The sequence below is a fragment of the Roseivirga sp. genome (assembly GCF_034669765.1).
In the GTDB taxonomy this organism is placed as follows: Bacteria; Bacteroidota; Bacteroidia; order Cytophagales; family Cyclobacteriaceae; genus Roseivirga.
In genome coordinates this window covers 303,185-327,278 of sequence record NZ_JAXMOQ010000002.1, presented here as the reverse complement: position 1 = coordinate 327,278, position 24,094 = coordinate 303,185, and the positions used below count along the sequence as shown (strand labels likewise).

The 24,094-nt window shown below is 40.9% G+C and carries 21 protein-coding genes; 14 read left to right on the top strand and 7 right to left on the bottom strand.

Annotated features, from left to right (window positions below; translation table 11 throughout):
- Nucleotides 1-12: 12 nt before the first annotated feature.
- Nucleotides 13-1,731 (bottom strand): alpha/beta hydrolase-fold protein, encoded by a 1,719-nt coding sequence (locus tag VOI17_RS04405; protein WP_323756030.1) that lies wholly within the window; start codon nucleotides 1,729-1,731, stop codon nucleotides 13-15.
- 161 nt (nucleotides 1,732-1,892) lie between these two features.
- Between VOI17_RS04405 and VOI17_RS04400 the strand changes: the two genes are divergently transcribed.
- Both VOI17_RS04400 and VOI17_RS04395 read left to right on the top strand, forming a co-directional pair.
- Nucleotides 1,893-3,575, top strand: coding sequence for a histidine kinase (locus VOI17_RS04400; RefSeq protein WP_323756029.1), 1,683 nt, complete (start codon nucleotides 1,893-1,895; stop codon nucleotides 3,573-3,575).
- A 5-nt stretch (nucleotides 3,576-3,580) separates the two neighbouring features.
- Nucleotides 3,581-4,279, top strand: a complete 699-nt coding sequence (locus VOI17_RS04395) for a LytTR family DNA-binding domain-containing protein (protein ID WP_323756028.1) — start codon at nucleotides 3,581-3,583, stop codon at nucleotides 4,277-4,279.
- A gap of 142 nt (nucleotides 4,280-4,421) precedes the next feature.
- On the opposite strand, the gene VOI17_RS04390 is transcribed toward VOI17_RS04395, so the two are convergent.
- A complete protein-coding gene (locus VOI17_RS04390) occupies nucleotides 4,422-6,254 on the bottom strand; it encodes a S41 family peptidase (protein WP_323756027.1) in 1,833 nt (610 codons plus the stop codon).
- A 159-nt stretch (nucleotides 6,255-6,413) separates the two neighbouring features.
- Here VOI17_RS04390 and VOI17_RS04385 point away from each other — a divergent pair, with 159 nt between their 5' ends.
- From VOI17_RS04385 to VOI17_RS04375, 3 genes are all read left to right on the top strand, one after another.
- A complete protein-coding gene (locus VOI17_RS04385) occupies nucleotides 6,414-7,424 on the top strand; it encodes a sensor histidine kinase (protein ID WP_323756026.1) in 1,011 nt (336 codons plus the stop codon).
- Nucleotides 7,425-8,126 carry a LytTR family DNA-binding domain-containing protein gene (locus VOI17_RS04380; RefSeq protein WP_323756025.1) on the top strand — a complete coding sequence of 234 codons (702 nt, stop codon included), beginning with the start codon at nucleotides 7,425-7,427 and terminating at the stop codon, nucleotides 8,124-8,126.
- A 523-nt stretch (nucleotides 8,127-8,649) separates the two neighbouring features.
- Entirely contained in the window at nucleotides 8,650-10,314 is a 1,665-nt protein-coding gene (locus VOI17_RS04375) for an NAD-dependent malic enzyme (protein WP_323756349.1), read from the top strand.
- Nucleotides 10,315-10,421: 107 nt separating this feature from the next.
- Here the strand turns inward: VOI17_RS04375 and VOI17_RS04370 are convergent, their stop codons facing one another.
- Nucleotides 10,422-10,745 carry a hypothetical protein gene (locus VOI17_RS04370; protein WP_323756024.1) on the bottom strand — a complete coding sequence of 108 codons (324 nt, stop codon included), beginning with the start codon at nucleotides 10,743-10,745 and terminating at the stop codon, nucleotides 10,422-10,424.
- 120 nt (nucleotides 10,746-10,865) lie between these two features.
- On the opposite strand from VOI17_RS04370, the gene VOI17_RS04365 reads away from it, so the two are divergent.
- From VOI17_RS04365 to VOI17_RS04330, 8 genes are read left to right on the top strand one after another with little or no spacing between them, the layout of a single operon-like run.
- Nucleotides 10,866-11,477 (top strand): TetR/AcrR family transcriptional regulator, encoded by a 612-nt coding sequence (locus VOI17_RS04365; protein ID WP_323756023.1) that lies wholly within the window; start codon nucleotides 10,866-10,868, stop codon nucleotides 11,475-11,477.
- 2 nt (nucleotides 11,478-11,479) lie between these two features.
- On the top strand, nucleotides 11,480-12,724 hold the full coding sequence (locus VOI17_RS04360) for a TolC family protein (RefSeq protein ID WP_323756022.1): 1,245 nt from the start codon (nucleotides 11,480-11,482) through the stop codon (nucleotides 12,722-12,724).
- A 4-nt stretch (nucleotides 12,725-12,728) separates the two neighbouring features.
- A complete protein-coding gene (locus VOI17_RS04355) occupies nucleotides 12,729-13,631 on the top strand; it encodes an HlyD family secretion protein (protein ID WP_323756021.1) in 903 nt (300 codons plus the stop codon).
- Between the two features lie 5 nt (nucleotides 13,632-13,636).
- Entirely contained in the window at nucleotides 13,637-14,020 is a 384-nt protein-coding gene (locus tag VOI17_RS04350; RefSeq protein ID WP_323756020.1) for a cupin domain-containing protein, read from the top strand.
- Nucleotides 14,020-14,922 (top strand): ABC transporter ATP-binding protein, encoded by a 903-nt coding sequence (locus VOI17_RS04345; protein WP_323756019.1) that lies wholly within the window; start codon nucleotides 14,020-14,022, stop codon nucleotides 14,920-14,922. Before VOI17_RS04350 ends, VOI17_RS04345 begins: the two co-directional genes overlap by 1 nt.
- Entirely contained in the window at nucleotides 14,923-15,651 is a 729-nt protein-coding gene (locus tag VOI17_RS04340; RefSeq protein WP_323756018.1) for an ABC transporter ATP-binding protein, read from the top strand.
- Complete coding sequence (locus VOI17_RS04335) at nucleotides 15,648-16,754, top strand: ABC transporter permease (RefSeq protein ID WP_323756017.1); 1,107 nt, start codon at nucleotides 15,648-15,650, stop codon at nucleotides 16,752-16,754. The genes VOI17_RS04340 and VOI17_RS04335 overlap by 4 nt, the downstream gene beginning before the upstream one ends.
- Nucleotides 16,754-17,875: an ABC transporter permease gene (locus tag VOI17_RS04330; RefSeq protein WP_323756016.1), complete on the top strand. Its 1,122-nt coding sequence runs from the start codon at nucleotides 16,754-16,756 to the stop codon at nucleotides 17,873-17,875. Before VOI17_RS04335 ends, VOI17_RS04330 begins: the two co-directional genes overlap by 1 nt.
- A 29-nt stretch (nucleotides 17,876-17,904) precedes the next feature.
- Here the strand turns inward: VOI17_RS04330 and VOI17_RS04325 are convergent, their stop codons facing one another.
- Both VOI17_RS04325 and VOI17_RS04320 read right to left on the bottom strand, forming a co-directional pair.
- Nucleotides 17,905-18,177 (bottom strand): DUF1456 family protein, encoded by a 273-nt coding sequence (locus tag VOI17_RS04325; RefSeq protein WP_323756015.1) that lies wholly within the window; start codon nucleotides 18,175-18,177, stop codon nucleotides 17,905-17,907.
- Nucleotides 18,178-18,596: 419 nt separating this feature from the next.
- Nucleotides 18,597-18,971: an endonuclease domain-containing protein gene (locus VOI17_RS04320; protein WP_323756014.1), complete on the bottom strand. Its 375-nt coding sequence runs from the start codon at nucleotides 18,969-18,971 to the stop codon at nucleotides 18,597-18,599.
- 199 nt (nucleotides 18,972-19,170) lie between these two features.
- On the opposite strand from VOI17_RS04320, the gene VOI17_RS04315 reads away from it, so the two are divergent.
- Nucleotides 19,171-19,662, top strand: coding sequence for a c-type cytochrome (locus tag VOI17_RS04315; protein ID WP_323756013.1), 492 nt, complete (start codon nucleotides 19,171-19,173; stop codon nucleotides 19,660-19,662).
- Between the two features lie 269 nt (nucleotides 19,663-19,931).
- Here VOI17_RS04315 and VOI17_RS04310 read toward each other — a convergent pair whose 3' ends face one another.
- Both VOI17_RS04310 and VOI17_RS04305 read right to left on the bottom strand, forming a co-directional pair.
- Nucleotides 19,932-22,658, bottom strand: coding sequence for a S9 family peptidase (locus VOI17_RS04310; RefSeq protein WP_323756012.1), 2,727 nt, complete (start codon nucleotides 22,656-22,658; stop codon nucleotides 19,932-19,934).
- 292 nt (nucleotides 22,659-22,950) lie between these two features.
- On the bottom strand, nucleotides 22,951-24,060 hold the full coding sequence (locus VOI17_RS04305; protein WP_323756011.1) for a mechanosensitive ion channel family protein: 1,110 nt from the start codon (nucleotides 24,058-24,060) through the stop codon (nucleotides 22,951-22,953).
- Between the last annotated feature and the right edge of the window lie 34 nt (nucleotides 24,061-24,094).

Genomic DNA, 24,094 nt, shown 5'->3' with positions numbered 1-24,094 from the left:
AATTTTTGATGATTATTGTTTGGGTCTAAGAGTCTCAATAATCTGTGCATCCACCCAGTAGATATCGACATTCATATTGTCATTGTTAATGCCGTCATCTATGCGTCTGTTAAAGAGTATGTACTTGCCGTCTGAAGTGACGCTCGCATAGGCATCCCATTTGTCAGTGTTGACCTTGTCCCCCATATTAATGGCAGGCCCCCATGCACCATCCTTTTGACGGAAACTAATGTAGAGATCTGAACCACCGTAACCACCCTCGCGCTCGCTATCCCAAATGAGGTAACTTTCATCAGGGGCTATAAAGGGATGAGCTGTCCATTTTCCTGTGTTCACCATTGTACCCATCTTTTTAGGCTCTTGCCGTATGCCGTCTTTAATTGTTGAAATTCGGATGACATCGCCACTTTTATAATCGTCAAAAACATAGGTGCCTTTTGATGAGGCCGTCAGGCGCATAATACCCCAATCGTCCCGGTCAAACATTGGACCAAGGCTTTTGCGTTCTGACCAGCCTTCACCCTTACGGTCTTTGTAGCCTTCCGCCATGTGCATGCGTGAACCATCTGGAGAGAACGATATTTCACCTCTACGCGGGAATTCAATGTATTTCTTCCAGGTATTGTCTTGTTGCCGAAATCCAATTACCGTGATGGGCGTCTCTTTGCTGCTGCGAGTGACAAAGTAAAACTCCTTCATGCTTGGTGCAAAAACACCTTCGATTTCCCAGCCTTCTTTGGAAACTATGCCCGGTGCAAACGGCTCCGCAATTATCCCTGGAGGCTTTTGTCCAAAGTAAGGGCCTTCCAAGACTGGATAGTCACCATCTTTTGTTAAGCTTGATAGCCAAGTGATGCTGCGCACACCGGTCAACGGAAACGCTGTTTGATGATCACCCTCAATCACTACACTCTCTATGGATAGAGTATTATCCTTTCTGGCTTCCAACAAATTAACAAATTCACTTATCGGCTCGCGTAACTCCTCTTCTTCTAGAGTGCCGCGTGAAATGAAAACATTGGCATTGAGTTTTTTAGTTGTGAATTCGATTTTATACTTTGTAAGTAAGTCAACCGATGGGCTACCAAGAATATATTTATTGAAAGTTTCAGGCTGTGTCACTAGTATGTAGGCACCAAATACTCCACCCAGGGAATATCCAAAATAAGAACGGTCATTTGGATCGGTACGATAGTTTTGCTCTACATAACTAAAGACTTCGTTGCGAATAAATGATAAGTGATTACTGGCTTGGCCAAACTTCAATAGTGAATGTTCTGGGTTGGTTGTTTTCCAGAACGAGTAATCCTCAAATCGACTGGCATGAGCTCCATATTTTTGTTTTACATCTTCTTTTATATCCTTCTGCCAGGAAATTCCAACCAAAATAACATCTTCCATTATGTTCTCAGTGGAAGTAGATAATATTTCTATATGGTAGATTGCATCAGTAAAATAGATCACAGGATAGGTTTTATTACTATCTTCTAAGTACTCGTCTGGGAGCTTTATATAGAGTTCATATTGTCCTCCTGATTCGGGATCTTGAATGGGTACTACCTGCGTTCTAGGCATTTTATATGCTTTTTGTGCACCATCGTTTATACTATAATCTTGAGCAAAAACAGGGTTTATCGCTATCAAAATCGCTACAAATAGCATTATTATGAACTTAACTCCTCTCATATTCTTGCTCAGTTCTTTCCGGAATTCGGTGAATGAAATTTTCATTATAGGTTTGGGTTTTTGACGACTTTACTCCAAACCTCTCGGATAAGTTGTAAATAGTCATTGTTTAGTTTGTCAACTGCTCTATGGTTGTGTGAACTGCCCTAGGCTTCTTAGAAAAGACAGATTTATCATTTACTTTACATTCTAAATGTCACCTCAAAATGACCCTGAAATTCTCACCCTATTATCTTTTGATATCGGTTGTGCTATTGGCATCTTCCTGCGCTCAGGATCCTGCTATTTTCAGCGAACACGAGACTGTATACAACATAGGTGATCAATCCAAATGGGCTGCCAAGGAATTTAATGATCAGGACTGGCATAAAAGGCTGAAGTCTGTTCCGGATGGTGAAATTTTCTGGTCTAGAACCAAGGTTGATATTTTAGCCTCACCTGAGAAATTTCGGCCTTATGGCCTTGAAATAGACGCTTACGGAGAGTATGAAATTTTTTGGGATGGGATGTTGATTGGGAAAAATGGAAACCCGGGACAAGAAGCAAAACTTCCTCCTGAGGGCGAAGTTTGGGTAACCTACGGCATTCCTACGCAGCTGGCGACAGCAGGAGAACATGTACTGGCCTTGCGATTAAGTAACTATTATTTTCCAGACCATGTAGGGCAATACCAACTAAAGATTGCGGGTTATGAGGATTTAGTCACCGACCTTCTTATTAAAACTTCCTACATGCACGTCTTTGCAGGAACTTTTCTGATCGCATCCATCTATTTTCTTTTTCTATTCCTTAACAATAGAAAAGAATATCCCACACTTATTTTTAGTGTTTGCTGCTTTCTCATTTTTGCTCTTGTTATAACCGTATTTAGCAAAGATTACGTACCCATGCATTACAGTTTGCATGTCATAAGATTACAAATCATTAACTCGTTTTTGTTGGGTATTTCATTTTTGATTCCTTACTACTTCTCTATGCAATTCCCCTATCCAAGGCGGGGATTGTCATTAATTTTATACGCGGTGTTACTCATTTCCCTGTGGTTTATAAATGGTCATGCTTTTGATCTCAAAACAGGTAGCATGGTACTGAGTATGTTATGTTTTTCCTTTGGTATAGTAGCTTATGGAGCTTATAAAAATGCAAGAGGAGCACGCCTTGTTCTTGCAGCCTTACTTTTGTCGGTCGTGGTATTTATTGTCTTCGGATTTGTCATTAGTATGTACACTGGGTTAGGGCTTGTTCTGTTAGGTATGCTATATCTTTTAACGCTTAATATAAAGGCACAACGCTTGGCTTATGAAAATTCATTAGTTCAATCGACCCGCCTGCGTCTAGAATTACTAAAAAAGAACATTCAACCGCATTTTTTAATGAACACTTTAACCTCATTGATAGACTGGGTGGAAGAATCGCCAAAGAAAGGAGCTTTGTTTATAGAAGCACTGGCCAAAGAATTTGATCTTTTCAATCAGATAGAAGACCAAACCTTGATTCCTATTGCTCAGGAAATAGCGCTGTGCCGTACACATCTTGAGATTATGGAGTACCGGAAAGAACTCAACTATTCGTGGGAAGAAGAAGGTATAGACCTTGATCAAAAAATCCCACCTGGAATTCTTCACACCCTATTAGAAAATGGAATTACACATAGCTTGCCTCCGGAGGATAGCAGTATCAAGTTTAAGCTAGTGTATGAATCAAACATTGACTGCCAATCCTATACGTTTTTAACGTTTGCAAATATAAGTGATGCAAAAAGCAGAAAAGAAGGTACGGGACTCAAGTACATAAAGGCTCGACTGACAGAAAGTTATCAGTCGAAATGGGAAATCAATTCGGAGGCCGCCAATCACGGTTGGAAAAGTGTCATAAAAATACATTACTAATCAGAATGAATCTACTGATCGTTGAAGATGAATCGAGAATCGCCAAAAGAATAGAGCGAATGGCTAGAGAGATTCTTGGCAATACCTTACAGTCATTGACTCATATTAACACACTTCATGAAGCGTTGGTATTTATTGAAAACAACTCATTGGACCTCGTTCTTTTGGATTTGAACCTTAACGGTGATAATGGTTTTGAACTACTGAAAACAGCAGTTTCTCATCCCTTTCACACCATAGTAGTTTCCGCCTATAAAGACCAAGCTATTACTGCTTTTGAATACGGAGTGTTAGATTTTGTACCTAAACCTTTCAACAGAGATAGGCTGGAGCAAGCCTTAAATCGGCTCACCACAAATGAAAAAGCAGAAACGGATAAGATTAAATTTTTAGCCGTAAAGAAAAGGCACAGAATTCAGCTCATCCCCATTGAAGATTTACTTTACGTAAAAGGAGCTGGTGTGTATACTGAACTGTTTTTGGCAGACGGAACAAAAGAACTCCATGACAAATCACTCGAAAAGCTAGAACAGCTGTTATCGTTTTCTTTTGAGCGTATCCACAAATCTTACTTACTGAAGATGTCTGAGATAAGTGAGATCATTGTAAAGTCTGGAAGCCAATATAGTGTCGAGCTGAAAAACGGAGTACTTCTTCCTATCGGTAGAACTAAATACAAAGACATAAAAGCCAAGTGGCATTAATCTTCAATAACCATTTCCGATTCTTTAAGTTATAAAATTCATTTGGCGGGTTTTAATGCACACACATGCGCCAGAAAAGAGTGTCGCATAAGTGCTCAATTGCTTCTATCCTATTTCCAGTCTTCTCTCATTCGGCCAATCATCACCTATTAATCATTTCAATTAACCTGTTCAACTGAACATCTATTCCTTTTAATACTTGGGCTTCATTTTTTGGAATAATGATGTCGGGTAGGGTGCCATTTCCGTCTAGTGTTTTCCCATTCCTTTGAAAGGACAACATGGTAGAAACCTTCACTCGAATGTTGGAGTTTGTGAGGTACAATTCCCTTGAATTACCGCTTGAACCATCCGTTGTTTCGCCTACAATTTTAACATTGGGCAAGCCCTTCAATGCGCTTGTAAAAACAGTGGCCGCACTAAAACTACTTTCATTCACCAAGATGTAAACAGGCTTTGGATAAGATTGATTTCCATGATGCAAGATCATAAAGTAGGGATCACTAAACTTTGACCGATCCACCGTCTTTTCAGGCTTGAAGCTCTTATTAAACTGGTCGATGGCATTTCTTTCGCTGTCCGTAAACTCTTCAGAGTGATAACTGTACATATACCTCGCATTCATCGATTCTTCATCGGTATTCAAGGTTTTATCGGTGCGCAGATAAGCCACATTCGCTACCCATGGCGACTGCGCTGGTTGCACCACATAACTGGCCACCGTTTGAAGAATGTCTCTTACACCTCCAGGGTTATTTCTGACATCAATAATCAATGCTTTGGTAGTTGAAAAACGAGCAAACGTGTTTTGGATAAACACTTCCAAACCTTCTACTTCATCATAATGGTACATTTCTGGAAGTTTGATGTAGCCGATATTATGGTCTAACACTTTGCTCAAACCAGCAAGGTTTCCGTTGGCAACTTGCTCACTATTCCTATCATTCGCTTCATTCACTATTGAGCTGTATCCTTTTTCATCGGAGGTTAATTGAAATGTTTCAGTTTTTTCATTCATACCATCGCTGAAAACTACTTGTACACTGTCTGCGCTATCCATGTTGTTATTGAATAATAGTGCGCCATAATTCTCAATGGCCACGGCTCCTCTGGTATTTTTTGCCGCTGTGGGTGCTTTGGCTGCTTTATAATTATAGCTGTTGACCAAGGTTGCTATGAAGACTCCATCAATGCTTTTTAGATACGGATATTTCTCATAGTAATAGTCGTAACCCTGCTCATCCAAATTTTGCTTTATAGCCACCAGTTTTCCTTCAATTGTAACTACACCAAAGGGAAGTTTTAAATTATAGCTTTCATTCCCCCTACTATTGAAGGATTCATTTTTGATGGAAGAGTGCCTATCCCCTATTTGAGCCATAATTTTGGCCATTTCGTGAGCCAACTCATTAATATCAATATCCTTGTTTCGGCCGGCAATAGAGGCCGATAATTCCTTTATAGCGGCCTTATAGTCAACACCAGAAATTTGAGCGTAGGATGACCTAGACTCCAGTATTTTCTCAAACTCCTTTAAGTCTTCAATGGCTTGCGCCTTCGTGATTTTTTGAGGCCGCTTGGCCTGTTCTGAACTTGCATTGTATTGAAGCGCGCGCTGTCTATTGGCCAAAGTAAATGTTCCTATGTATCTTTTTGAAACACCATTTTGAGACAGTTGTAATTCAACTTTCACATTGGGTGCATAACTGAGACCTTCTAATACTTCCACCAGGTCCTCAGAGAAGCGCCTTTTCCATTTACCACCAAACTCACTTTTACAAAAGGCTAAGACCTCCTCCTTACTTAGGTGATCTAACTTTTCAAAATGATACCATTCATTATCGAATTGAACGATGGGCTGGTCTTCTTCCCATTTTACGGCAGTAAAAGGCGATGCCTTTGCTAATTCTAGTTTTTGACCAAAAACGACTAGTGAACTGAAGCACAAAGCAATTAGAATGAAAAACGATCTCATGTTGGATATTTTAGTGATTTACGATCAAACGTATTTTTATTTGGGCTTCAATAAAAATGAGATAGACGAACATTAGGTCTGTACAGATGAACCCAACTTTCTAACCGACTTAGCAGAATATGATTTCTATATCTTTACGGGTACTTATTAGAAGTCAATATGTTGCAACTATCGCTCAAGACCATACGGAAGATTAAGATCATTTTTAACGTGACGTTAATCTCAATTGTGGTTTTTCAACTCGCAAGAAGTGCCTATTTCTTGATTCCAGACGATTGGCTTTTCTTTTGGACCAGCGATGCGGTAGAAAACCTCCTATTCGCTTTGAGTGCTTATGTCTTGTACTATTACGGATTAAAACTAAAGGGTATTTGGAAGAAAATCGGCTTGGCCATAGCCCTTATGATCCCCCTAGTGCTATTGGCAGGGCTGAAAGATTACAGAATCCATGATGTCGTTGTTTTTGAACAGAGCTTTGAATACTTCACCAGCTTTTTAGGGCATGCTCTCTTGTATTACTTACTGACCTATTTCTTCAATCGATTAGAGTTTTTTAGTCGTTATCAGCAATTAGAAGATGAATTGAGCCAAGCCAAAGCCCAGTTATTGCGGAATCAATTGCATCCTCATTTCCTGTTCAATGCCTTTAATTCGCTGTATAGTTTGTCATTGAAAAATCATCCCGACACCTCTGAATATATCCTTAAACTATCGAGTATGATGCGTTATTTAACCGATGAAACGCATCATAATAAGATCCAGCTGAGGAAGGAATTAGACTTCATTCAAAAATACATCGCTATTGAAGAAATTAGATTTGGCAAGGATGCTCGGATCAAGCTGAGCATTGATGACTCCCTTGATCATGAAAAATGGATAGAACCTTTCCTCTTAATCGTACTCGTAGAGAACGCCTTTAAACATGGGTTTTACACTAATTCGAAGGGTGCATTTGTGAATATAGCTGTGACTATCGAACATAACGAACTTCAGTTTACCGTAGAAAACAGTGTTTTTAAGAAGCAGCATTTTCAAGAAAGTAACAGAGAAGGAAAAGGACTGGAAAACTTAAAACAACGCTTAGCGCTGCTTTACCCTAAAAGTTCGAGTTTAGAGGTTATCAATAATGAAGAAGTTTATACCGCAAAACTTAAAGTAACTTTGACATAAATGGAGTTGTATAAAACCATAATCATTGATGATGAGCCTTTAGCGATTGACGTGATAGCCCACCATTTAAAGCGGTTCTCTAATTTTGAAGTCATCAAGACATTTACCGACTCGGTGGAAGCCTTTAACTTTCTCAAAGAAGGCGCTAAAGTGGACCTTGTCTTTACAGACATTGCCATGCCCGAAATTTCTGGAATCGAACTGGTAAAGCTTTCTCGTTCTGATACTCAATTTATCATCACGACTTCTTTTAGCGAATATGCTGTGGAGAGTTTTGATTTAGAAGTGGTGGATTACCTGCTAAAACCCATTTCCTTTGAGCGTTTTGCCAAAGCCATTTCACGCTTTGAAAGCTTAGAAAACAATGTGCCTCAAAACACACTAGCCCCCTCCTTTTTCGTAAAGGAAGGAGATGAATTCGTGAAGATTTTGGTGAAGGACATTGACTACATAGAAGGTTTGAAAGACTATGCTAAAATTGTGATTGGGAACAATCATTGTTTGGCTTTAAAAACGCTAAAGTCAATCGAAGAAACACTGAGTGCTTATCAATTTATGAGAATCCACAAATCATACATTGTTCCATTGGCAAAAATAAGTCAGTACAATGGAAGGTGTGTACTGATCAACAATACTGAAATTCCCGTGGGCAGCAGTTACCGAGAAGCCTTAAAAGCTTATTTGAATAGCAATAAGTTGTAAGCCAGCTTCATTCCTATTCTTTGTCAGTGCTCAGCACATTCTTGGTCAACCGTTTGTTTTATAACCCTATATTTGATTGACCAGCTGGGTCTTCTGTTAAAGTGAGTATTTCCTGATTTTTTCTTTTCGCTTATAAGTAACAACTTCTTCGGTCTGGGTTTGATTTTCTTCTTGAAAGCCGAAAAAACACAATAGCTGATAGATGAAAAATCTGATGTTAAGGATGCAAGGCCTACCACAATTATCGACTTTGTCTATGCCCTCATTCTCATTTGGTTTAATTGGGTAATCACGATTCCAATGAGTACTACCTGGGTTTTCATAGGCTTATTGGGAGGTCGGGGACTGGGAATAAGAATTAGGAATTAAGACAAGCTAAAGAAATAAATCATGACATCTTCATTATCAATGCTTTATTAAAGTATAGGTCTATCATAAGATAGCATTAGAAATCAGTGAATACTTTATTTACCTTAAGCCCATAACAGTTTTAGTAAAAAAGTGGTTATTGCCATCTACTTAAATATGTAATATTGCCGCTGTTAAAAAGCCAACCCACAAATACTCAAAAAAAATGAACCCAACCGAAAAGGGAAGCCGAATCCTGCATGATGGCACATTAAATAAATCGACAGCTTTCACCAAAGAAGAACGAAAAGTTTTTGGCTTGCGAGGACTTTTGCCACATGCCGTCTCCACTCAAGCAATGCAGGTGAATCGTGTAATGGGCAATGTGAGACGTAAGACTTCTGACATTGAGAAGTATGTATTATTGAACGCACTTCAAGACCGTACTGAGCGTTTGTTTTACAAAACGGTAATTCAACACATTGAGGAATTGATGCCCATCATCTATACCCCCACTGTAGGACAGGCTTGCCGGGAGTTTTCTCACATTTTCAGGCAGTCAAAAGGATTATACATTACGCCTGAGGACAAAGGTGAAATCAATAAAATTTTAGACAATTGGCCCCAAACAGACATCCGTGTGATCGTGATCACTGACGGGCAACGGATTCTTGGCTTGGGCGACCTTGGGGCGAACGGCATGGGGATTCCTATTGGTAAATTGGCCCTTTACACTGCTTGTGCAGGCATTCACCCTCATCAATGTTTGCCGGTGATGTTAGATGTGGGAACTGGCAACAAAGACTTATTGAATGATCCGCTTTATTTAGGATACCCTCATCCACGACTGGAAGGCGAAGCATATTTCGATTTGGTGGAAGAGTTTGTGATGACGGTCCAGGATAAATACCCCAATGTACTGATACAGTTCGAGGACTTTTTGACGCCCAATGCCTACGCGTTGTTAAGGAAATACAGGGACAGGGTGCTGTGCTTCAATGATGATATTCAGGGAACGGCCTCTGTAGCGCTGGCCGGAGTGTATGCGTCAAGCAGAATTACTGGGCGAAACTTCGCGGACCTGAAAATTATGTTTTTAGGAGCAGGCTCGGCAGCTACAGGAATAGCCGATTTGATGGTTTCCGCATTTCAGGAAGCTGGGCTGACTAAGGAAGAAGCATATAACAGGCTTTGCTTTGTGGACATTAACGGATTGGTGGTTTCCTCCAGAAATGACCTGATGGAACATAACCTTCCTTATGCACATGACTTTGAACAAATGGATTTGATCCAAGCGATTGACAGCCTTAAGCCCCATGTGCTTATCGGGGCTACTGGAGCACCTGGTACATTTAATCAAGCAGTGATCGAGCACATGAGTGCCAACAATGCTAGGCCTGTAATTTTTGCGCTATCCAACCCCACGGACCGCGCTGAATGTACGGCTGAAGAGGCCTATGAATGGAGTAATGGGAAAGCTGTATTTGCCAGCGGAAGCCCATTTGCTAAAGTTGATTATGATGGGCACAGTTTTAGACCAGGACAAGGGAATAATGCTTATATCTTTCCGGGAATAGGTTTAGGAGCGGTGGCTTGTTGTGCGAGCAAAATTACCGATCCTTTATTTCTAGCGGCTGCTAAAACACTCTCTGAATTTGTGAGTGAGCAGGATATTATGGAAGGTTCTCTTTATCCTCCCTTAAAAGACATTAGAGAAGTATCCCTTCAAATTGCGGTGGCTGTGGCAGAGAAAGCTTACGACTTTGGCCTTGCCGGAAACGAGCGGCCAGATAATTTGAAACAGTCTATTAGTGACTATATGTACGACCCTGAGTATTAAACTGGTTTAGAAGAATGGAAGTCATGTGAGATGACTAGGTTTATGGTGAGTTTGCCCATGTAAGCGAAAACTAGAATACTTTTTTTGGTATAAAAATCAAACTCGATCTAATCCGTTGTTACCCTTCTAAACTTTTCGGCACAGCCTTCATCACATGAAGTAGGATCTGGAGATAAGATGATGAAGTTACCTTCAGAATCAAATTTGTTTGTAATTACAACATTGTCTTCTGTGAAGGTGTAAGTGTAGCCATCCGTTACCGAAGACCATTGACCAGGCCCACCACTACTTGTATACCTTTCTACCAGTTGCCATGTCCCTTTGATATCGTGCTGGTCAATATATGGGGTATCAATATCATTTTTGCCGCATGAGCTAAGCAACAATGTTAGCGTTAGCAAAGTCAGTAAAAAAGAACGTCTTTGGTTCATGATATCCTGCTAATTAATAATACTAAATAAATATAAACAGAATTTAATTTTTCCACCCCTTGCCTCTATAAAACTTTCCATTACCTTTGTTAACCATTTGGTTAAACCAAACAGTCAACAATGGCGAGAACGAAAAACGAGGATACCGAACAGCAGATTTTAGAGGCCGCTAAGAAGGTCTTTCAACTGAAAGGCATGGATGGTGCCAGAATGCAAGAGATTGCGGATGAGGCGGGTATTAACAAAGCCATGCTTCATTATTATTATAGAAGTAAGCAGTTGCTTTTCGAAGCGGTCTTCTCTCATGCCTTTGCTATGATGGCGCCTCAATTGAATCAGATCTTAAACGATGATTCTTCCATAGAGGATAAAATCCGACATTTCACACATGACCACCTGAGCTTCATCATGGCGCACCCCTACCTTCCAAAATTCATCATTCAAGAGCTCAATAGAAATCCAGACTTTGTTACGAATATGAAAACCAAAACGGGTTTTCCTAGTATTGAAAAATTCAAAACACAAGTAGCGGCTGAAGTGAAGCAGGGAATTCTTAAACCCATTGAAGGTGAACAACTCTTTATCAATGTATTGGCGCTCAACATCTTTCCAATTATCGCCAGCCCTATGATTAAAGCCTTTGTTCGTGCAGAGGATGAGGAGTATACGCGATTACTCGAAACCAGAAAAACAGAAGTCGCCAACTTTATTATCAACGCTATAAAAGCCTAGTTATGAAGAAAATAAGTTTCATCGCAATGTTCCTTTTTTCTCTACTTTCAATTGCCCAAGAGCAACTGAGCTTGGAGGAATGTTATAAGTTGGTCAGTGTCAATTACCCTTTGGCACTCCAAAACGAAATATTGACAAGGCAGAATACCATCGATATAGACATCACCAATACGGGTAAATTGCCCCAATTCGATCTGAATGCTCAGGTCACTTATCAGTCGGATGTTATTGAAGTACCGTTTCCAGGAGCAACCCCACTGAATAAAGACCAGTACCGCGCTACGGTTTCCGTCAATCAATTGATTTACAACGGTGGAATGATTGACGCCACCCTCAATACCCAAACGGCAGCGCTGAACACCAAGAAGAAACAGATTGAGGTTAATTTGTATGGTTTGAAAAAACAGGTGAATCAGCTTTATTTCTCCGTTTTATTGCTCCAAGAAAAGGCTGCTTTATTAAGCGCCAGACAAGAACAGCTGGAAGCCAAACTAAAAGAGGTGAAATCGGGGATCGAATACGGTACGATTCTGCCCACTTCGGACAAGGTGATTGAAGCTGAACTGATCAAAATAAAGCAGCAACTCAACGAAGTGGAGTATAACCAAAGTAGTTTATTCCAAAGTCTTTCTTCGCTTTTGGGCAAAAATATCAATCCAAGCACGAAGCTTCAAAATCCAGAAATCAACGCTCCTCTCACTTCTGAAATCAAACGACCAGAACTGGAGTTGTTTCAACTTAAAAAGACGGAAATCGAAACTAATCTATCCTTAATGTCGAAACAGAACTCACCTAAGGTATTCGGCTTTGCAACAGGCGGTTATGGAAATCCAGGATTAAACATGTTGGACAATTCCTTTCAAGCCTTTTATACCGTGGGTGTAAAGCTCAATTGGAACATTTTTGATTGGGATGTCAATACCAAAAAGCGTCAGTCGCTTTCCATCAATAAGGAAATTATTGACAATGAGACCAAAGTATTTGAGCTGAATACCCAAATAGAAATGGATCAGTTGCAATCTGAAATGGAAAAGCTGACAGGCTTTATCAGCTCAGATGCTGAGATTATTGAATTACGTGACGAGGTACTTAAATCGGCAGATGCCCAATTGAGAAACGGAGTGATTACCGCTTCCGCCTACATTACCGAATTGACCAACCTTTTCGAAGCCAAGAATACCTTGGCCATCCATAAGATCCAGCTCAAATTGCTGAAAGCGAACTACAACACCACCAAAGGACAATAGAACGATGAAACAGATACAAACAATCTCCATTTTAAGTCTCAGCCTCTTGACACTCTTCTCATGTGCAGAGCAAAACGACAGGGCCGATGGTTATGGCAACTTTGAAGCCACGGAAACCACCATTTCCGCTGAGAGCAATGGCAAACTGATGGCCTTTAATGTGGAAGAAGGTCAACAACTGACCCAAGGCAGCTTTATTGGCTACATCGATACCATTCCTTTGGCCTTGAAACGTGAACAACTCGGTGTTTCGAAGGAATTGATTGCTTCAAAGTCTAGAGGGGTTTTGTCGCAAATTAATGTACTGAATGCCCAATTGGCTGCAGCAGAGGTCAATAAAGTTCGCATTGAAAACCTGATCAGGGAAAACGCAGGTACGCAGAAGCAACTGGATGATATCAATGGAGAAATGGCGGTAATCAGACAGCAGATCAAAAGCATCGAAATTCAGAATGCCCCTGTCATGACCGAGCTCAAAAGTATTGATGTGCAGATCAAACAGATCAACGATCAGATTGCTAAAAGTAAAATCATTAACCCGATCAACGGAACGGTTTTAGCAAAATACGCGGAACCGAATGAGATAACCGCCTTTGGGAAGCCATTATACAAGATTGCTAACTTAAGTGTTTTGGAATTAAGGGTTTATGTCAGTGAAACGCAGTTGTCCAGTATCAAAATCGGTCAAGAAGTGGAAGTGAAAATTGACACGAACGAGGACATGGAAGCATTTACTGGCACCGTCACTTGGATTGCTTCAGAAGCCGAGTTTACCCCTAAAATTATTCAAACCAAAGAAGAGCGCGTGGCCTTGGTCTATGCGGTAAAAGTGAATGTTAAAAACGATGGCCGATTGAAAATCGGAATGCCAGCTGAAATGAATTTATCAACAAACAATAAGCTCTAGCAATTATGAAAACAGCGAAATCAGCCCTGCTCCTCTCCCTGGTCTTTTTCCTTGGCCTATTGGGGCAACAAAATCTATCTGCACAAGAAACCAAAGCGGTTACCAACCTAAAAGAACTGCACACTGAACAGAAAGCGGTGCAAACCAAAGTGATATTTACTGCGGAAGATGGCAAAGTGGTTTCACTAAAAATTGCGAAGGGTGAAGAACTGAAAGATCATGTCAGCAATCTATCGGCATTGTTCCTTTGTGTTACGGGAGACGCGACCTATGAAGACGTAAACGGCAAATCTATCCGCTTGAAGGCGGGAGATTATATGTTTATCGAGAAAGACGTGATGCATAAAGTGACAGCTAAAAAGGACAGTAACTTCATCCTCATTAGATAATGAGCATCAGCCTCCATCATATCAGCAAATCGTATAAGGACATTATTGCCTTGACCGACATCTCATTTGAGGTGAAGGAAGGTGAGTTATTCGGTTTGATTGGGCCTGATGGCGCTGGCAAAACCACCCTATTCCGAATTTTGACCACACTCCTATTTGCCGATCAAGGCGATGCCACGGTAGCGGGTTATGATGTGGTCAAAGATTACAAACAGATCAGAAATAGTGTGGGCTATATGCCAGGCAAGTTCTCGTTGTATCAGGATATGACAGTCGAAGAAAACCTGAATTTCTTCGCAACCATTTTCGGAACCACTATTGAAGAGAACTACGAGCTGATTCAGGACATCTACGTTCAGATTGAACCTTTCAAAAAACGAAGGGCTGGCCAACTTTCAGGAGGAATGAAGCAGAAACTTGCGCTTTGTTGTGCTTTGATCCATAAACCTGAAGTACTGTTTCTAGACGAACCTACCACTGGAGTCGATCCAGTGTCAAGAAAAGAGTTTTGGGAAATGCTGAAAAGACTTCAGCAAAAAGGAATTACAATTTTGGTTTCTACGCCCTATATGGATGAGGCCGCTTTATGCGATCGCATTGCTTTTATTCAAGAAGGAAAGATTTTGGAAATAGACACGCCACAGGCCATTGTAAAGCATTATCCAAAGCAGCTGTACAATGTGAAGGCCAACAATATGTATGCGCTTATACAAGGCCTAAAAGCCTATGAGCATCATTATAGCGTGTACCCTTTTGGTGAGTTTGTGCACTACACCGACCAAAGAACGGATTTCGACAGCAGTGACTTGAACGCCTTTCTCGAAACACAAGGACTCAAGGACATTATCATTGAACCCACCGCCCCGACTATTGAAGACACTTTTATGGAATTAGCCAAATAGATGACCAACGAACTCGTCATACAAGCTGAAAACCTTACCAAAACCTTTGGTCCTTTCACTGCTGTAGATGCCATTAGCTTCTCGGTGCGGAAGGGTGAAATCTTTGGTTTTTTGGGCGCCAATGGTGCCGGAAAAACCACTGCCATGAAAATGCTGATTGGTATTTCATCCCCTAGTGCCGGTAAGGCCACAGTTGCGGGTTTTGATGTTTCTAGCGAAGCTGAAAAGATCAAAAAGAACATTGGGTACATGAGCCAGAAATTTGCGCTCTATGACGACCTCACGGTAAAACAGAATATCACCTTCTTTGGCGGCATCTATGGCTTGTCCAGGGCGCAGATCAAATTGAAAACTGCCGAATTGGTAGAAGAACTCGATTTGAAAGAAGTGGTGAACCAACTGGTGGGTGCATTGCCTTTAGGTTGGAAACAGAAGATTTCCTTTTCTGTATCACTTTTACACAACCCTAAAATCGTATTTCTGGATGAACCTACAGGTGGTGTGGATCCGATTACCAGACGTCAGTTTTGGGAAATGATTTACAAAGCCGCCAATAACGGCACTACCGTTTTCGTGACCACCCACTATATGGATGAAGCTGAATATTGCGACCGTGTGTCCATTATGGTCAATGGGAAAATTGAGGCATTAGACAGCCCAAAAAATCTCAAAGTGCAATTCGGTGTGGAAAATATGAACGATGTATTTTTAAAACTGGCCAGAGGATGAAGCGCTTTATAGGATTCGTTAAAAAAGAATTTTACCACATTTTCAGAGACAAGCGTTCTTTGTTTATCCTGTTCGGAATGCCCATTGCCCAAATTTTGCTTTTCGGCTTTGCCATTACCAATGAAATCAACAATGTGGATATCGCGGTGTTGGACCATTCCAAAGATGTGACCACCCAAGAAATCATCAATAAGATTTCGGCTTCCAAATATTTTACCATTGAAACCGTAATAGAACGTGAAGCAGACATTGAGGCGATCTTTAAAAAAGGAAAAATCAAGGCTGTATTGACTTTTGAAAAGGATTTTGGTCAACACTTGATCACAGAAGGCACTGCAACTGTTCAAATTATTACGGATGCTACAGACCCTAACACGGCCAATACCATCAGCAATTACACCAATACCATTCTCCAGAATTATCAGCAACAAATCAATAAAGATGTCAAGCTTGCTTATCAAATTGTTCCACAAACCCACATGGTATACAACCCAGAACTCAAGGGCGTATTTATGTTTGTGCCCGGGGTAATGACCATCATCCTGATGTTGGTTTCTGCCATGATGACTTCAATTTCCATTGCACGCGAAAAGGAATTGGGCACCATGGAAATCCTCCTGGTTTCGCCTTTAAAGCCACTGCAAGTGATTATAGGCAAAGTAGTTCCTTATATCTTCCTTTCCATTATCAACGCCAGTGTCATTGTGCTGATGAGCATATTCATCTTTAGAGTACCTGTGAATGGAAGCTTGTTTTTGCTGGCACTAGAAAGCATCCTCTTTATCATCACTTCATTGTCATTGGGCATTTTGATATCCACGGCATCGGCTACCCAACAAACAGCCATGATGATCTCGCTAATGGGATTAATGCTGCCTACTATTCTACTCTCGGGCTTTATTTTCCCGATTACTAGCATGCCTTTGCCCCTGCAAGTGATCAGTAATATTATCCCTGCCAAGTGGTTTATCATTATCCTGAAAGGGATTATGCTCAAAGGCGTTGGTATCAATTTCCTATGGAAGGAAACACTGGTGCTCGTAGGCATGACTTTGTTTTTGATTGGCTTGAGTGCGAAAAAATATAAAATCAGACTGGAATAATGAAGACGATCGGATACATCATTCAGAAGGAATTCAGGCAGATCTTTAGAAATAAAGCCATGCTTCCTATCATTTTCATTATGCCGCTTTTTCAGCTCATTATTCTTTCGAATGCGGCTACTTTTGAGGTGAAAAACATCAAGTTTTCCTATATCGACCACGACCATAGTGCGGTGTCTAGGGCTTTGGTGGAGAAATTCGATATTTCCAGCTATTTCAATGTTATTACCGATTTCCCTTCCCACCACTTGGCAACTGCTGCTATGCTCAATGGTGAAGTCGATGTGATTTTAGAAATACCCCAAAATTTCGAACGCGACCTGGCCAAGGACAAATACGCACCACTGGGCATCACCATCAACGCCATTGACGGTGCGGCTGCGGGAATTGAAAATGTATATATCAGCCAGATAATACAGGGCTTTAACCGCAACATCAGACCAGAGTTGATGCAACAGGGGCAATCCAGCAATGTGATGAAAAGCATCAATACCATTCCCTTGTTCTGGTACAATGAAACCCTCAATTATAAAACCTTTATGGTGCCTGGTATTTTGGTGCTGCTGGTGACGATGATCACCCTATTTCTATCGGGAATGAATATTGTGCGCGAAAAAGAGATAGGCACTTTGGAACAAATCAATGTAACGCCCATTAAAAAGAGCCAGTTTATCATTGGTAAACTCTTTCCGTTTTGGGTGATTGGTTTGGCTTTGCTGAGCGTTGGGCTGATCATTGCCAAACTGATTTTTGATGTGCCTATGCTGGGCAGCTTGCTACTTATGTATGGCTACACTTCCATTTATATCTTGGTGATTTTAGGCATTGGGCTGTTTATCTCCAATTTTACCGATACACAGCAACAGGCCATGTTTATCTCTTGGTTTTTTATTGTGATTTTCATTCTGATGAGTGGCCTCTTTACCCCAATTGAAAGTATGCCCAAATGGGCGCAGACAATTACTGATTTTAACCCCATCAAGTATTTTGTGCAAGTCATGCGGATGGTCATGCTCAAAGGCTCCAGCCTTACCGACATAATGCCTCAACTTTTAAAAACACTTGCCTTTGCCGTAATCATGAATGGATTGGCCGTTTGGAGTTATAGGAAGACGAGTTGAGAAAAGAATTACTCTAACAAGGCCGATTATTACTTTGGCTTTTCAAGCGTAATGACTGCTTCTTTTGCTTTGACTTTTGGTGGCCGTTCCCCTCTGAGGTGGATGATCAGTCCATCTAAAAATTTTCTAAGGATTTGGTCTCCAGCATCCACATATTTGGGGTGGTCTTCTGCCCTGAACAGGTCGCCAAGGGCTCCTTTGGTGATTTCAAAGTCTACCAATTTTAGAATTTCCACGATGTTTTCATCTCGGAGTTTATGAGCTACTCTTAATTTTTTGAGGATATCGTTGTTCGTCAGCATAAAGAGCCGAATTTAAGGGTTTTTATCTTCTAGTTAGCAAGTTTGGTTGAGGTTATATGACCTCAGGTCCTAGGGGCAGGAGGTATTAATACCCCTCAGTCCTGCGGACAGCTCCCCTAAAACATGGGAGCAGCAGATTCTGCTGAAATTTGGGGTTTTAACTCAATTTAAGATTCCGCTATTTATTGGATAACCTGTCATGAGGCGGTTCTTGTAACACAAGTACTAGTATCCGTTTTCTTGCTGAAATTTATAATGTATTCTCAAGATTATATTCCTTGCACTAATCCACTCCCCTCCTGTTTAGGAGGGGTGCGCGGTGGGGTGGTTTTTTCCTTCCTGTTTAGGAGGGGCATAAAACGGAGTGGTCCTTTTCCAATTATTTAAGAGCTGCACAATTTAGGGTGATATTTCCACCACTATTCAGGTGGATTACCAAAACTACCTTTTATCCTCTCCAACACGGCTTCTAGTGCTTCAAACACCTCCCTGTTTTCAAATCTAATCACTGTAATTCCATGACTATTCAGAACTTTAGTCCGCTCAGTATCGTATTCAACCCCAGCAGCTGTATAGTGGTGAGCTCCATCCAATTCAATCGCTAATTGCTCTGAGGGACAATAAAAGTCTAAGATGTAATTCTCTACACTAAATTGTCTTCTAAACTTCCTGCCTTCGAGCTGTTTACCTTTTAGGAATTTCCAGAGTGTAGCTTCAGCACTGGTCAGGTTATTCCTCAAATTTTTCCTGAATTCCTTTAATGTTGGTCTGTTATTGATTTGTCTTTTGTCCATCAGCCAATACTTGCGTTTAGTCTTTCAGTACCAATGAAATTACACAATTTTAAAATTTAAAGCACCTTTCCTTATCATCACTTCTTCGATATCCAATCAGATATAAATCGACTCCAGTAACAATTGTTACACATTCTTAATTAAGAGATGTGTCTATTTACTGTAGGAAGCTTTCCCACTTTATGACACGATAAAAGACATGAAACAGAAAAACATATTTTTGGCCTTAGGCCTGTTATTGATAGCCACATTTGCAGCCGTGGGTTGTAATGGTAAAAGTAGTGTTACCACAGAAGAGGCTGAAAAGCCAACAGATCAACCCATGGAGGTAATGGCAGGTATTGATGCCGCCAACTTGCTCACTACTGTGTGCTATGCTTGTCACAATCCTAAAAGTGGTTCGCATGATGAAATGCTTGCTCCACCCCTTGTTGGTATCAAACAGCAATACTTAAATGCTACTGAAGATCGTGCGGGTTTTGTAGAACGTATGGCGGCATTCGTCACCAACCCAAGTGAAGAGAAAGCACTAATGAAAGGGCCAATAGGGCGTTTTGGATTAATGCCTAAACCACCGGTAACTGATGAGCAAATCAAGGCCATTGTTGCTTTTATTTATGATAATGAGCTTCCAGAACCAGCATGGTTTGCTGAGCACGAAGAAGAAATGCACGGCACAGATAAGAATTGAATGTTTAGCCAGTAGTTATTTCATCAATTTCAGATTCTCTTTGTCGTCTCCAAACAGACAGACTCTCACGGTTTCGTTTTGCAAACTTCAACCTCAGAGTGACGGTATATTTTTATCGTCATTCTGAGGAAGAGTATTTCGCGATAGAGAAATAATCGACCGCAAGCTCCGAAGCCTCTGAGTGTCAGTTATTTAGCGCTTACCTCTCTAGACAGACTCTCACGATTTCGTTCTTCAAACTTCACTCCAGGGTGACAGTTTATTTTAGCTTACTTATTCCCCTCCATAACCTCTGGCCCTACTCTCTTTTTATCTGAGTTTGGAACGCCTTGGGTCATCCATAAAGGAGCTTCAGCGCCTTTAAGGTAATGATCAAAGTATTGTTTCATACGGATTTGGAAATCCTTCTGGTTGTCTTCTTTGCCCAAATGATGTGGCTCATCTGGGTAGGACAACATAATCACTTCTTTGCCCAGTCTTCTGGCGGCAGAATAAAATTCCAAGCCTTGGTTCCAATCTACAGCGCCATCAGCAGTACCATGCAAAAGTAAGAAAGGTGTTTTGATGTTTTGAGCATGAAATAATGGCGATTGATCTTGGTACAACTGCATGTTTTCCCAAGGGCTTACACCCATTCTACCCTGAGACCATTCGATGATTGGGCCGTTCAAACTACCTGACTGTTTGTAAGCAATATTATACATGCTGATGAGGTTAGTCAGCGGTGCACCAGTAACAACGGCAGCAAACATATCGGTTTGGGTAACAATAAAGGAAGACTCATAACCTCCCCAGCTATGCCCCTGTAAACCAATTCGTTCAGGGTCAGCATAACCGAGTTTAATCACTTCTTTGGCCGCACTGGTAACATCGTCTAATGCAGAAGAGCCTGGCTTGCCTTCATCAAAAACGATATCAGGCATTAACACCAAATAGCCGTTGCTGGCGTAAGTAGACATGTGTGGTCTGTCGTCATAAGTAGGCATAGAATACTGGTGGTGGCGCTGCGACATTTTTTCATAGAAGTACATGACCATTGGGTATTTCTTACCCGGCTCATAGTCGGCAGGTAAGGCCAAAGTAGCTTGCAGCTTGTTACCACGTTGGTCTGTATAGTCCACCAAAATCCTTTTCCCCCATTTGAAATTGGCTTGTTGAGGGTTGGCATCTGTGATTTTCTTCGGGCTCTTAAATGTCAAGTCAGCTATCCAATAATCAGGGAAATCCACAAAAGTTTGTTCAGTGTAAATAAGCTTATTAGCATCTTTTGCCTTGGTAGGTCTTCCAATCATGCTGTCTTCATAACGCAGTACTCGTGGCTTTTTGCCCATCTCTACCGTGTAATAACCTGATTTCTTCGTCCATTCGCCATAAGCAGAAACGAGTAATGGTTGTTTCATGTCATAATCGTCTTCTTCAGGGTCTAGTCTTGCAAGTCTGAATTGAATTTCTTCTTGATCGCCCATGCCTTGTGTTATGTTTTTGGCTTCGTTTGAGTTTAAGGAAATGGCCCAAAGGTCATATCTGTTATTCAACAGCAGCCACTTGCCGTCTTTCGACCAGCCTGCGACACCATAAGAAGGCTTTTCCACAGGCGTGTCATAATCTACGTTTTGAAAACTCACACCAGCTTTGGCTGTCATATTGGTAGTTTTTCCCGTTCCGAAATTGTAAGCGAATACCTCTCCCTCTCTCGAAAAAACCGTCCATTCTCCATTAGGCGACATTCCCAATTTCCAATACAACCTTTCAGCTATCAGCTTCTTCTCCCCTGTGCGGGTGTTGACGCTGTAAATGTCTGCGTAGTTGCCAGGAATGTTCACGTCATTACGGTACTTCGTATTGTTTTGGCCCAAAGCCCATTGGCTCTTGTCGCTGTAACTTACATTGGGCATGTCTTCATTTTCCAATTGAATAAACTTCTTATCAGCAAGATTTAATACAGCCGTGTAAGTAGACCTGCGATCTCTGCCCGCTTGCACCATTTGTACTGACTGTACACGCTCATCTTTCCAATGCCATACATCTACATTGGCTTTCAGTTCATCGTCCTTTTTCAGTTCCTTCTCCTGTGCTCTCACCCCAAAATAGAGTTGTGTGTTTTTCTCATTCCATGTTAGTCTGCTGTATTCGCTAATCACCATGTCTTGAGGGAAATTAGAGTCAGCAGAAGCCGAATAAGTATTCTGTGTATTCAAAGCCGACATGCCAGCGCTAAGGTTTGACGCCCAATAAAGTGTGTTGTCTTGCTCTACATTTCCTTTTTTAGTAGTTCCATATAATACGGCCAGTTGATTACCTTCTTCATTCCATGTCATTTGACTGTAAGTAAATGCCCCTGTATGGAGTGGCCAAGAGCGATTGTTGCTTAGGTCGATAATATACAAGCCATTACCATTGTCACCATCTGCATCTACTAGATAAGCGAAGAGTGTTCCTTTTTCATTGAAGGCATAACTTGATACGTTTCCGATATTCAGCGTTTTATCGCTTTTTAAGTTCTTCAGAATAAGGTCACTTCCTTTGTGTTCCGCTTTTCTGTCGGCTGGATTTTTCTGAATGGCGATGTAATTAGAAGCGTCAGAGAAACTGTAACCACTGGTGTTTTCAACTGTCAACACCGTGTTTGAGGCCAGGTTAAATAATTCAAGTGTACTAGTACTCGGCTGTCCTGCTTTCTTTGATTTTTCTGGAACATCGGTAAGATAGGCCACCCATTGATTGTCCATGGAGAAATTCACTTGCTTTCCATTAATGGCAGTGCGCACTGTGTCACCTTCTATTTTGCGAATATGAAGTTTAGAGTCTCCATCATTGGGCACGTAAGAATAAGTCATCCAAAGCCCGTTGGGCGAAATGGAAGTGTTTCTGATGCTATTCCATTGATGGTAATCGTCAAGAGATAAGGCTTTCTTTTCTTGACTTATGGCTACATGACTGAAAAGTAGTAAGCCAAAAAGGAGTGTGAAAAAATGAGGTTTGAAGAGTTTCTGCATGACAAGAGTGCATTTAAGGTTGAATGAGAAAAAGAGTTCTCTAAAATTGAAAATGGTGTTGTCGATCAATATACAGTTTATCCTTATGATTTAGAACTGTACTTCTTTGGGTGTTGTGTTTTTTGATGTGAATGAGGGACTTACCGCAAAGGGCGCTAAGGAACACAAAGAAATTATGATGGGTAGATTGCTTCGTGCCTTGCAGTGATGATAATTGCCAAGCTCAATCGAAGTGTCATTGCAGAAAATCAGGAAACAAAGTGGAAGGGTGACCTAAACCTTTAGATTAGTGCTACTTCTTCCCTTTCACCTTTTCCTCTGACTTCTCCTTTTTCATTACAATGGTGCGGTAAGGGAATGGGATTTCGATGCCTTCGTTATCGAAGCGTTCTTTGATACTTTCGAGCACATCAATTCGAAGCTGGAAAGCGTTTGTGAAGTTAGCTGCCCAAGCCCATGCTCTAATGGTTACGGATGAATCGTTCAGTGTAGTGAGTGCTACTCTCACCTTAGGGAGGTCGTTAGCTAAATCTATTTCGGAACGGTTATCAAAAATAAGTGGGTGATTTTCGCACTCTTGCTGCATGATACTTTTTGCCAGTTTCACATTACTATCATAGGAAATACCAATCTCAACGTGCTCACAACACTTCTTTTCCCCCAAGTCATAATTGATCAGTCGTTCCTTATTGATGATACTGTTAGGGATGACGATCATCTTATTTTCAAAATTCCTGATTATCGTATGTCGTAACGTAATATCCGTCACTGTACCTACCATGTTGTCCGTCACCTTAATAATGTCACCAATTTTAAATGGCTTAAAAGAAATGATAAAAACACCTCCTACTAGATTGGATAAAGCTTCCTGCGAAGCAATACCAGCAATAATGGCTATGACTCCTGCTCCACCCAAAGCGGTTTGGGCTACGTTTTGAAAAGAAGGGATTGCAAGAAGCCCGAAAAATAGGCCTATAAAATAGATACCATATACTGCTACATACCTTAAAAACTTTAAACTCGTAGGGTCTTCATTGTTGTTTGTCTTTTTAGCGATGCTCTGCTTAAACCATAAATTAACTGATGTTGCACCAACTATAGTACAAACGGATAAAAAGCCTAAATAAAAGATGAACCTAAAGTCAGTAGTCAGTGATTCGTTGTGGATCACATCAGGGAAAATCTGGAGAAGAGTAAGAACCCCTAAAACTAACCAAAGGGCATTCAGAATTCTTTTTATAAAATAAACCGGCTTAGTGATTTCACCTGAAAACCTCTTTTCTTCTTTTTTAATGAGCCATTTATGTAAGAGGTTGGTGAGGTAACGTAACACTACAACACTGACCACTACGAGAGCTGTGTACAAAAGTTGATGCTTATAATTCTGTAAAAATTCCTCCATTATGTTCGATTACAATCAAGTCATGGGTTAGCTT